Source organism: Pseudonocardia xishanensis, from assembly GCF_039541715.1.
Lineage (GTDB): Bacteria > Actinomycetota > Actinomycetes > Mycobacteriales > Pseudonocardiaceae > Pseudonocardia > Pseudonocardia xishanensis.
Map to the genome: position 1 here is coordinate 212,148 of NZ_BAABGT010000024.1, position 9,396 is coordinate 221,543.

Consider the following 9,396-nt stretch of genomic DNA (forward strand, 5'->3'; position numbering starts at 1 on the left):
GCCAACCGTGTAGCCACAGCACTCCTCAGTCCTCCCCGAAGGCCCGGTCCATCGCGTCCGCGGCGGTGTGGAGCTGGCCGTCGAGCACGTGGGCGTAGGTGTCCATCGTGAGCCGGAACGTCGAGTGTCCGAGCACCTCCATCACGGTCCGCAGGTCGACGCCCTCGGCGATCAGGTAAGTCCCGCAGGCGTGGCGGAGATCGTGCAGATGCAGCCAGTCGAGCCCTGCCGCGTGCCGGATCTGGTCGAAGCGCCGGTTCAGGTTTCGGGGCTCCGTCGGCGTGCCGATCTGCGAGGCGAACACCCAGCCCTGGTCCTGCCAGGCCGAGCCCGCCGCGAGCCGTTCCTTGGCCTGCCGGATGCGCTGGCGCTCGAACGCGCGGACGGCGCTCTGCGAGAGGCGGATGCGCCGAGCCGACCTGCGCGTCTTCGGCTCGGCCACACGCAGCTGACCTCCCGACCGTTGAATCGTTGTCCGGACGACGAGAAAGCGATTCTCCAGGTCGACGTCGGTCCAACGGAGCCCGAGCAGCTCACCACGCCGGAGTCCCAGCAGGACCGCCAGCCGGAAGACCTCGCCGAGCCGATCGCCCTCCGCGGCCGTGAACAGCTGCCGGATCTCCTCGGGTGTCGGAACCCGTCGCTCCGCCGCAGCGCTGCTCGGGAGCTTGACCGACTTCGCCACGTTCCGGCTGACCAGCTCAAACCGCACGGCGTCCGAGAGGGCGGCCCGGAGCACCGCGTGGATCTTCGCGACGCCGCCGGGGGAGGAGGTCTCGCCCTTCGCGGTCAGGAAGCGTTGGACGTCTCGCACCGTCAGCTTGTCCACGCGGATCTTGCCGAGCGCGGGCACGAGGTCCAGGCGGACGACGAGCCGGTAGCGGTCGAGCGTCGAGGGCCGCGTCCCGTCCTTCGCCTTGATGTCGTTCAGCCACTCGTCGAGCCACTCCGCGAGCGTCCGCGGCTTGGCAGCCAGGTTGACGCCGTCCTCCTGGGCGCGGTGCAGCTCTTTGAGTTTCGCGGCGACCTCGGCCCTCGTCTTGCCGTAGACCGCGCGTCGGCGGCGCTTGCCGTTCTCCCAGCCGAGATCCAGCATCGCGACCCACTTGCCGTCCGCGCGGCGGTAGATCGAGCCCTCACCGCTTCCGCGGCGCCGCCCGGTCATGCGGCCTCACCGACCATCTGCCGGATGAATTCCTCGACGGCCGACACGGGCACGCGCCGAAGCCGCCCGATCTTGATCGACTGGAGCTGGCCCGCATAGATCAGCTCGTAGACGCGCGTCCGGCCGATGTGCAGGACCTCGGCGACCTCCTCGGCCGTCAACAGCTGCCGTTCCATCTACGCCACCTCCCCTCGGGTCTCGGTTGCCGGAAGTCCTGCCCGTGCTCGCTCGTACTGCTCGCGCCATCGCCGTCGTTCGGAGATCGAGCGCATGAGCAGCTCGACGCGGTCGGGTTGGTCGGGGTCGGTGGGCCGGATCGGCGTCCAGACGTACCGGTCGCCGGGGTCGTCCTCGGTGGCTTGCCGCGGGGTGATCCCGACGGCGCCGAGGGCGCGGAGGACGTGGTCGCGGCGGTCGGTGCGGTGCTCGGTGAGGTTCTTGCCGGACCACTTGCGGGAGACGAGGCAGCGGCGGCCGGCGTAGCCGAGGTGTTCGGGCTTGTGGGCCTTGCCCTTGCACCGTCCGGGGATCAGCCCGGCCTTGGCGCCCTCGGGCTGCACGCCGTAGAGCAGCCAGTTCGCGCATTTCTCGGAGCAGGGCTCATACCGGAGGGCCTGGACGAACCGCTCGACGTGCACGGCCTGGCGGTCGGTCTCGGCGGTGTGGCATTCGTCGATGGACTTGGTCAGGTACTTCACGAGGTAGCCGAGGCACTCGCCCGCCTTGTCGCTGCCGCCGAGCACGCCTTGAACGTCGACCTGTGTCCCGAGCCGCACGACGTGGGCGGGCGGCAGGTCGGGGTCGTCGTCGATGTCGTCGAGGGCCTGGTCGAACGTGCGCAGCGGCTCTCCCGTGGTGGGGTCGACGTAGCAGGGCTCGGGGCGGGTCTCGTCCCAGACCGGTAGCGCGTCGGCGGAGTAGACGGGCTGGTCGTGCTGGGGCCACCACACCTGGTGGTAGGTCGCGGCGGCGACCTGACGGAGCAGTGCCCGCGGGATGGTGCCGCGGATGGCGGCGTGCAGGTGTGGTGCTCCGCGGCGCTGGGGTTCGACGGTGGCGAAGTACTGCACGTTCCACCCGCAGGCCCGTCGGAGGTTCTGCCAGAACCGGTCGATGAGCAGCCCGAAGTGGATCGCGTCGCGGGCGGCGCGGCGGTAGTCGTAGCGGTTCGGGTCGACCGGGGTCCCGTCGGCGTGGACGCGGCCGTAGGAGGGCATCGTGAGCGTGAGGAACGTCGAGGGCTGGAAGGTGCGCCCGTCGCGGCCCTCGAAGGTCCGGCCGGTGGTGCGGGCCGAGACCCGACGCCGCGGGAGATCCGGGACGTCCTGACGTCGACGGGTGGAGCGCACACGGCGGCGGGGCTTGTCGTCGTCGGGATGGCGGCGCGGGAGGCTGCCGCGGATGCCTTCGCCGCGGAGCAGGGTCTCGCAGTCGTCGATGGCGCGGTCCAGCTCGGTGACTTGGTGGCGGTCGTCGGCCTCGAGGGCGGCGGTGCGGGCGGACTCGAGGTCGGCTCGGTATCCGATGAGAGCCATCTGTTCCTGGGTGGGCTCGGCGGTCTCGACCCGGGGCTCTTCGGTGAGGTGCCAGCCTTCTCGTGCCTGCCAGACCCGCAGCTTCCGTGCCCGGTCTGCACAGGATGGGCATTTGGAGGCGCGGGTCGTGCCGCATGGGATAGGTACGACGGTCGTGGCGCCGGTGGTGGTGTCGGTGCGGCGCACGGCGAGAGGGCGCACGCAGGCGCCGACCTCGGTGGCCATGGTCTCGGCGAGCTGGCGGGCGAGCGGGGCGAGCAGCTTGCCCACGGGCGCCGGGGTCTCGATCTCGGTCACGCGGCATCCCTCCGATCGGTGGTGGTGTGCCAGTGCCGGGTGTCGATGTGGCGCGCAGGGGTGGGCTCGTTGCGGATCGCATCGAGGCGGCGGCGGATGCGCAGCTCCCGCCGGACGAGGGCGATGACGATCCACAGCGCGCCGGCGCCGAGACCGACGAAGACGGCCGAGTTGAACCAGGCTTCGAACGCGGGGACGACCGCGGCGACCCCGGCGGCGAGCGTGACCACGATGACCACGACATGGATCAGCGTCGCTTCGGTGGAGCGGTGCAGCGCTGACATCAGCTCTCACCTGCCTCGGCGCGCAGCTCGGCGGCGTAGGCGGCGATCATGGTGATGGTGGGGTCGTCGAGGTAGGCGCAGCGGATCCGGCGCGGGAGTCCGCCCTCGGCGAGCAGCCATCCGACGCCGCGGTCGGCCGGGTCGATGAGTGAGGCGTCGGCGCCGCGGGTGGCCCAGCCGTGGCCGAGGACGATGTCGGAGCTGGTCTCGGTGGTGCACCGGAACGCCAGCCGGTACCCGAACAGGTCCCGCAGCGACGTGGGGATGATGTCGTGCGAGGGCCGCTGCGTGGCGGCGACGGTGATGATCCCGGCGGCGCGGCCGCGGGCGACGACGTCACGCAGGAGCATGGCGAAGGCGTCGCGCTGTTTGCGGTCGCCGGTGGTGGCCGAGTAGTAGGCGACCTCGTCGACGACCAGGACGATCAGCGGCTCCCCACCGGGGGTGATCTTCCGGGCGCCGGCGGCGTCGAGGTCGTCGTATCGGCGGTCCATCTCGACCTGTAGAGCGGTGAGGGTGTCGAGGGCCTCGGCGATGTCCGCGCCGACGAACCGGTCCGCGCAGGAGCGCCACAGGCCGAGCTCGACGCGCTTGCCGTCCATCAGCCACAGCCGACAGTCCAGCGACAGTGCGGCGTGGGCGACGATGTTGTTCAGGCCGCCGGACTTGCCCGAGCCGGGCTCTCCGGCCAGCAGGATGTTGCGGTAGGCGAGCCCGATCCGCACGGGCGTGGAGTTCTCGTCGATGCCGAGCGCGACCGGGTCGAACATCGACAGCCCGCCGGGAGTCGGCGCGGGTCGCGGGGTGAAGCGGGACAGGACACTCATGTTCAGGCCCCTTCCAGGACGGGCACCGGCGCAGGCACGACATGCGGGATCGGCGAGACGACCGCGGGGCCAGCGGAGAGCGGGTCGCGGCGCACGACGTCGACGACCACCAGCGCGGTCATCGAGCGGCGAGCCTCCGCACGGGCAGCCCTGCCCCAGCAGCCCGAGGCGATGTAGTCGAGGTTGCGCTCGACGTCGCCCAGCTCGATCCCGGCCCGCAGGACCAGCCACACCCGCTCACCCACGGCGGTGGGGCGCGCCCAAACGATGACGGGCAGGTTCCCGGTGTAGTTCATGACCCGACGCTCGACGAACACCGCCCGCAGCCGATGCCGCGACATCACCGCCCACCCGCGACGGACCACGAACCGACGCGACCGCGGCACCACGAACACGACCCCGACGAGCACAGCGACCACGAGCGCGGACAGCAGCAGCCCGCCGACGGTGGCCGACCCGGTGTCGTCCGGGGTGTCGGGCGGGCCGGTGATCAGCTCCCCGAAGGCCGCGGCGACCGGCCAGGTATCGACCAGGCCGGCGAGCCAGAGCCAGACGATCAGCAGGACGGCGGCGGTGATGATCTCGGCGCGCAGCCGAAGCACGAGACCGGCGATCCGGGCGGGCAGGGAGCGCTGGGGGCGGGTGAAGACCTCGAACGGCTCGGCCCGGTTGTTCCGGGTGTCGCTCGGGCGGACGATCATGCGACGGGACATCAGAGGTACCTCCTCGCCGGGACGAGACCGGCGGTCAGTCGGGCACAGCAGTGGTGGCGGTGGGTGGCGGTGCGCCGGGCGATCTGCCGGTCACACAGGGCGCAGCGCTCCGGGGCGCGGCGGGGACGGGTGCGGCGCATCAGGCCTCCCGCATCCGCAGGTGCAGCCGCTGCCGCTCGACCGGGGACAGCCCGCCGACGACGCCGTAACGGCGCGAGGGCCGCTCCCAGGCCATGACGTCGGCCAGGCAGGCTGTGCGGACCGGGCAGCCCCGACAGACCCGCTTGGCCGCCTGGACCCGCAGGTTCGCGTCCGGGGCGGAGTCGACGAAGAACGCCTCCGAGCCGAGGTCCCGGCAGGCGGCGGCCTGGTGCCAGGCGGGGACACCGGCGCCGTCGAACAGCAGCGCGCGCAGCGTCGAGCGGGTGCCGCCGGGGCCGAGGCGCTCCAGGCCTGCGGTGCCGACGACCTTCCGGACGCGAGCGAGGACACGATCGGTGCTCATGCCGACCACCTCGCGGCGTCCGCCTCATCGGCCGTCGCGCCGTTGGCGCGGGCGGTCCAGAAGGCGGCGGTCTCGTTCCAGAAGATCGCGTCCCCACGGGCCTTGGCCGTCGCCTCGATGACCGCCTGCCGGTAGGGCCACGCGACTTCCGAGGAGCTGTGCCGCGTCAGCACCTCCCACCAGCGACGTTCACGGCCGAACAGCTCCGCGATCGTGCGGGCACGGGCCGCAGACTGCGCGGGCGTGTCGTACGGCATCCGGAACGCGGCAGTCTTGGCCCGCCAGAGTCGGGTGAGGGCACGGTCTACGAGGACGGAAGCGGGGATCACGGTCGGGGCGCTCATGCCGCGTTCTCCTGGCTCGGCGCCGGGCGCTCGTTGGTCCTCGGCGCCCGGATGCCTGAAGCCCGCACCGAGTAGGCGACCTTGGCCCGGCAGCGGTGACGGCGGCCCGGCTCAGCCGGCGTGCACGCCTTGTCGTCCATGTACGGGACGACGACCAGCCCCTCCAGGTACACCGGCCGGAACGGGGTGCCGGGCATGACCGGCGGTAGCTCCGGCTGGCGCTCGGCGACGACCTTCACCTTCAACCGGTGCAGCCAGGCCGGGGCGTTCTCCAGGTCCCCGGACTGCACCGTGACCATCCACAGCGGCAGCCCGGTGTCCTTGTCCCTGGCCTGCACGAACTCGTCCGGACCGCGCCCGGACGCGTCGAAGTCCTTGATCGGCTCGACACCCGAGACGAGCCACGCCCCGAAGGGCATCAGCTGCTCCATCGAGCTGGGGAACTTGTTGTAGCCGGCGTACGTGTTGCCCTGCATCACAGGTGACTCCGTGAGGTCCGCGGACCCGGCCGACCCGGTGTCCGTCGGCTACTCACTCTCCGCAGATTCCGCGGACGGCTTCACCACACGGCTGGACAAGTAAGGACGTCTGAGGGACGATAAGTCGTCCCTGAAGTCGTCCCTCGGGAGTGGCAGTGGCGAACGAACGGCTGCGCGACGCACTGCTCAGCGCCGGCCTCAGCACCGCCGATGCGGCCGAGAAGATCGGCGTCGACCCCAAGACGGTCGAGCGGTGGATGACTCAGGATCGCACGCCGTACCCCAAGCACCGCAACGCCTTAGCCGCTGTGCTGGCGCAGCCGGAGTCGTACCTGTGGCCCGCCGCGCTGCCACCCGAGCGTCAGGCCAGCATCGCCGCGTCCGAGATCGTCGGGGCCTACCCGCACCGCAACGCCGTCCCGCTCGACCTGTGGGACCACCTGCTCGCCGAGGCCCGCGACCGCATAGACGTCCTCGTGCACGCCGGTCAGTTCCTCGTCGAGCGACCCAACTTCATCCGCACCCTGTCCGAGAAGGCCGCCGCGGGCGTCACCATCCGGATCAACTTCGGGGACCCGGCCTGCCGCGCGGTGACCCTGCGCAGCGAGGAGGAGCAGCTCGGCAAGGGCGTCCTCGCCGCCCGCATCCGCTACGGCCTCGCCGCCTACAAGCCCCTGCTCGACACCCCCGGCATCGAGTTCCGCTTCCACAAGACCACGCTCTACAACTCGATCTTCCGCTTCGACGAGCAGATGATCGTCAACGCCCACGTCTACGGCGTCCCCGGAGCCCACGCCCCCGCCCTGCACCTGCGCAAACTCGGCGCCGGCGACCTGTTCGACACCTACGCCACCAGCTTCGTCGACGTCTGGACGCTGTCGAAGCCCGCCACATGGTGAACCATTGAGTCCGTGACCCGGACCGACTATCTCGACGACCCCGACGCACCCAAGCCCAACAGCATCGTCATCGCCCTGTCCGCGCTCGTCCGCGACGACGCCGGGCGGCTGCTCATGATCCGCCGCACCGACAACGACAAGCACGCCATCCCCGGCGGCCGCCATGAGCTCGGCGAGACCATGACCGAAGCCGTCATCCGCGAGACCATCGAGGAAACCGGCATCACCGTCGAGGTCACCGGCCTGATCGGCATCTACTCCAACCCCCACCATGTCATGGCCTACGACGACGGTGAGGTCCGCCAGGAGTTCTCCATCTGCTTCCGCGCCCGCCCCATCAGTGGCGAGCCGCGCACGAGCGACGAGTCCTCCGAGGTCCGCTGGGTCGACCCCGCCCAGCTCGACGAGCTGGACATCCACCCCTCCATCCGGCTCCGCATCGACCACGGACTCCAGGAACGGACCGAGCCCTTCTACACCTGACCGGCCAGCCCCACCGAGGCGATCCACGCCTCCGCGCGCTCGACCGCGCCCACCCGCTCGGCCATGCCGCGGTCGAGGGCTTGCGTGACGTAGTGGTCCGGGCCGTAGCGAGCCCGCACGTCGTCCATCCGCTCCTCGAAGGTCATGCACTGCCCGTCCGGGCCGATGGTCATGTCGCACCACCACAGCAGATCCCGCGTCAGCGTCCGCTCGTCGGTGAACTCCCCGAGCTGGTCCGCCACCCCGAACAGCTCCGCTTCCGCGGCCGCCGAAGAGTGCATCGCGACCAGGCCGACGAGCCGACTCGGGACGTCTTCGGTCCTGAGATACCGAGCCCCGTCGAGCGGATGAAACCCGGTCGTCGCCAGCTCTGGGGCGTAGCCAACATCGTGGAGCCACGCAGCAGCGTGCAGCAGCTCCCCATCCTCGCCCAGCGGCGGCGAGAGCTGCCCGGCCCGCCGAGCCACCGCCTGCACATGCGACCACCGACGCGGCAACGCCTCCGCCAGACGATCACGGGCCGTCTCCTCGGCCCACTCCACGAGCTGCACTGGGTGACCCTATGGGCGAGCTCGAAGCAGAGCAGGCCGGCCCTTCAGTAGCCGAAGACGCACAGGCCCCGGACGTTGGTGTAGTTCCGCGGGACGAAGAACGACGCCATGCGCTTGACCACGGTGTTGAACTCTCGCCGAGGCGACATCGTGGCGTTTTGGCGCAGCTCCTGCGGGACCATCAAGAACAGGTAGTTCGCGTGCTCACACAGGTGGCACTTCCAGAAGTCGAGCAGGTCCATGTTGTTGATCGTCGTCTTGCCCCGCTCGACTTCGAGCAGGATGCCGTTCGCGCCGACGGGCAGGTAGTAGTCCGGCCGGAGCGCGCGGTTCTCGTAGCTGTCGAACAGTCCTCTGGACTCGTCGACGAAGCCCAGGTCGCGGGCGAACTCGGCGAACGTGGCCTGCACGAGCGCGCTGGACTGGCCCGGCATGTTCGCAACCGCGAGCTGCTCCAACGCCTCCGGCTCGTTCAGGTGCGCGAGCAGCTTCTCCGCGACACCGTGCACGGTCGCCCACTCGGCTCCGTCCGCCACACCCTGCTGTACGAACGCCCGCATCGCCACGGCCACCGTCGCACCTTATGGCCAGCCCACCGGGCTGGGGCGGCCGCACTGCCGGATAGGACTCTCTTGGATCAAGGCGCCGCCTCCGGCGGCGCGGGCCGGCTACGCCAGCACCACCCGGCTCGCTCGCTCCTGCCTCCGGCCCGCTCACGGCCGGTGGCACTGGCTACCCGGCCCAGCCGCTGTGGTGTCGATTTGATCAGAGCTGCATCCTGTAGATGACCAGCCCATCCTTGTCGCGGCCGTCTTCGAAGAAACCAGCCGATCGGGCAACTGCACGGCTGGCCCGATTGTCGGGCTCTACAGTCGCGATAAGCGCGCGAGCGCTACACAACGGCTCCACGGTCGTCAGCAGCTCGATGATCTTCCGTGAGTGTCCGCGGCCCCGCCACGACTCGAATACCGCCATCGCCATCGAGACCGTGCCACCGTCGCGCTCCGCGTCGACGTAACCGATTACCTCTTCGTCGGAGATTACCAGCCAACCAAAGCGGTCCGCGTCTGTGGACACGAGCCGCCACCACGTGGCATGTGGCATTCCTAGCCGCCGCTTCCACTCCACGTCAGCTGCTGTGAGCATCTCCAGCCCAGGCACGTCATCACCTCGCAGCGGCCGGAGCGTCAGCACCGCTCCATCATCGAGTGACAATGGTGACGAGACAAGAACCGGGCTCCGCCCGAACCCGGCACCGCTCAGACATCCCATGGCGTAGCGGTGTCAAGCGGCGGCGGTGACGCGGTGGGCCCA

14 protein-coding genes are annotated in these 9,396 nt (G+C 70.5%); 2 read left to right on the forward strand and 12 right to left on the reverse strand.

The window, feature by feature from the left end; translation table 11 throughout:
* Nucleotides 1-25 precede the first annotated feature (25 nt).
* The 9 genes from ABD993_RS08395 to ABD993_RS08435 form a co-directional block, all read right to left on the reverse strand.
* Nucleotides 26-1,165: a tyrosine-type recombinase/integrase gene (locus ABD993_RS08395; protein ID WP_345414404.1), complete on the reverse strand. Its 1,140-nt coding sequence runs from the start codon at nucleotides 1,163-1,165 to the stop codon at nucleotides 26-28.
* Nucleotides 1,162-1,341, reverse strand: coding sequence for a helix-turn-helix domain-containing protein (locus tag ABD993_RS08400; protein WP_181781923.1), 180 nt, complete (start codon nucleotides 1,339-1,341; stop codon nucleotides 1,162-1,164). The genes ABD993_RS08395 and ABD993_RS08400 overlap by 4 nt, the downstream gene beginning before the upstream one ends.
* Nucleotides 1,342-2,997, reverse strand: coding sequence for a replication initiator (locus ABD993_RS08405; RefSeq protein WP_345414408.1), 1,656 nt, complete (start codon nucleotides 2,995-2,997; stop codon nucleotides 1,342-1,344).
* Nucleotides 2,994-3,281: a hypothetical protein gene (locus ABD993_RS08410; protein WP_345414409.1), complete on the reverse strand. Its 288-nt coding sequence runs from the start codon at nucleotides 3,279-3,281 to the stop codon at nucleotides 2,994-2,996. Before ABD993_RS08410 ends, ABD993_RS08405 begins: the two co-directional genes overlap by 4 nt.
* Nucleotides 3,281-4,108 carry an FtsK/SpoIIIE domain-containing protein gene (locus tag ABD993_RS08415; protein WP_345414410.1) on the reverse strand — a complete coding sequence of 276 codons (828 nt, stop codon included), beginning with the start codon at nucleotides 4,106-4,108 and terminating at the stop codon, nucleotides 3,281-3,283. Before ABD993_RS08415 ends, ABD993_RS08410 begins: the two co-directional genes overlap by 1 nt.
* Before the next feature lie 2 nt (nucleotides 4,109-4,110).
* Entirely contained in the window at nucleotides 4,111-4,821 is a 711-nt protein-coding gene (locus ABD993_RS08420) for a hypothetical protein (RefSeq protein WP_345414412.1), read from the reverse strand.
* Between the two features lie 139 nt (nucleotides 4,822-4,960).
* The gene (locus ABD993_RS08425; RefSeq protein WP_345414413.1) at nucleotides 4,961-5,326 is read right to left on the reverse strand and encodes a WhiB family transcriptional regulator; all 366 of its coding nucleotides are present in this window, start codon (nucleotides 5,324-5,326) and stop codon (nucleotides 4,961-4,963) included.
* Nucleotides 5,323-5,670 (reverse strand): hypothetical protein, encoded by a 348-nt coding sequence (locus ABD993_RS08430; protein WP_345414415.1) that lies wholly within the window; start codon nucleotides 5,668-5,670, stop codon nucleotides 5,323-5,325. Before ABD993_RS08430 ends, ABD993_RS08425 begins: the two co-directional genes overlap by 4 nt.
* A complete protein-coding gene (locus tag ABD993_RS08435) occupies nucleotides 5,667-6,146 on the reverse strand; it encodes a plasmid replication, integration and excision activator (RefSeq protein WP_345414417.1) in 480 nt (159 codons plus the stop codon). The genes ABD993_RS08430 and ABD993_RS08435 overlap by 4 nt, the downstream gene beginning before the upstream one ends.
* A gap of 158 nt (nucleotides 6,147-6,304) precedes the next feature.
* Here ABD993_RS08435 and ABD993_RS08440 point away from each other — a divergent pair, with 158 nt between their 5' ends.
* On the forward strand, nucleotides 6,305-7,048 hold the full coding sequence (locus ABD993_RS08440; protein ID WP_345414419.1) for a helix-turn-helix domain-containing protein: 744 nt from the start codon (nucleotides 6,305-6,307) through the stop codon (nucleotides 7,046-7,048).
* A gap of 12 nt (nucleotides 7,049-7,060) precedes the next feature.
* Nucleotides 7,061-7,531: an NUDIX hydrolase gene (locus tag ABD993_RS08445; protein ID WP_345414420.1), complete on the forward strand. Its 471-nt coding sequence runs from the start codon at nucleotides 7,061-7,063 to the stop codon at nucleotides 7,529-7,531.
* Here the strand turns inward: ABD993_RS08445 and ABD993_RS08450 are convergent.
* From ABD993_RS08450 to ABD993_RS08460, 3 genes are all read right to left on the reverse strand, one after another.
* A complete protein-coding gene (locus ABD993_RS08450; protein ID WP_345414422.1) occupies nucleotides 7,522-8,082 on the reverse strand; it encodes an HDIG domain-containing metalloprotein in 561 nt (186 codons plus the stop codon). The two genes, ABD993_RS08445 and ABD993_RS08450, sit on opposite strands and share 10 nt — an antisense overlap.
* 44 nt (nucleotides 8,083-8,126) lie before the next feature.
* Nucleotides 8,127-8,654 carry a hypothetical protein gene (locus tag ABD993_RS08455; protein ID WP_345414424.1) on the reverse strand — a complete coding sequence of 176 codons (528 nt, stop codon included), beginning with the start codon at nucleotides 8,652-8,654 and terminating at the stop codon, nucleotides 8,127-8,129.
* Between the two features lie 193 nt (nucleotides 8,655-8,847).
* Complete coding sequence (locus ABD993_RS08460) at nucleotides 8,848-9,276, reverse strand: GNAT family N-acetyltransferase (RefSeq protein WP_345414426.1); 429 nt, start codon at nucleotides 9,274-9,276, stop codon at nucleotides 8,848-8,850.
* Nucleotides 9,277-9,396 lie beyond the last annotated feature (120 nt).

Bases quoted from the DNA above. Each gene is read 5' to 3' on its own strand.
- ABD993_RS08425 (WP_345414413.1), bottom strand. From the start codon at position 5,326: ATGAGCACCGATCGTGTCCTCGCTCGCGTCCGGAAGGTCGTCGGCACC.
- ABD993_RS08415 (WP_345414410.1), bottom strand. From the start codon at position 4,108: ATGAGTGTCCTGTCCCGCTTCACCCCGCGACCCGCGCCGACTCCCGGC.
- ABD993_RS08400 (WP_181781923.1), bottom strand. From the start codon at position 1,341: ATGGAACGGCAGCTGTTGACGGCCGAGGAGGTCGCCGAGGTCCTGCAC.
- ABD993_RS08410 (WP_345414409.1), bottom strand. From the start codon at position 3,281: ATGTCAGCGCTGCACCGCTCCACCGAAGCGACGCTGATCCATGTCGTG.
- ABD993_RS08430 (WP_345414415.1), bottom strand. From the start codon at position 5,670: ATGAGCGCCCCGACCGTGATCCCCGCTTCCGTCCTCGTAGACCGTGCC.
- ABD993_RS08435 (WP_345414417.1), bottom strand. From the start codon at position 6,146: ATGCAGGGCAACACGTACGCCGGCTACAACAAGTTCCCCAGCTCGATG.
- ABD993_RS08420 (WP_345414412.1), bottom strand. From the start codon at position 4,821: ATGTCCCGTCGCATGATCGTCCGCCCGAGCGACACCCGGAACAACCGG.
- ABD993_RS08395 (WP_345414404.1), bottom strand. From the start codon at position 1,165: ATGACCGGGCGGCGCCGCGGAAGCGGTGAGGGCTCGATCTACCGCCGC.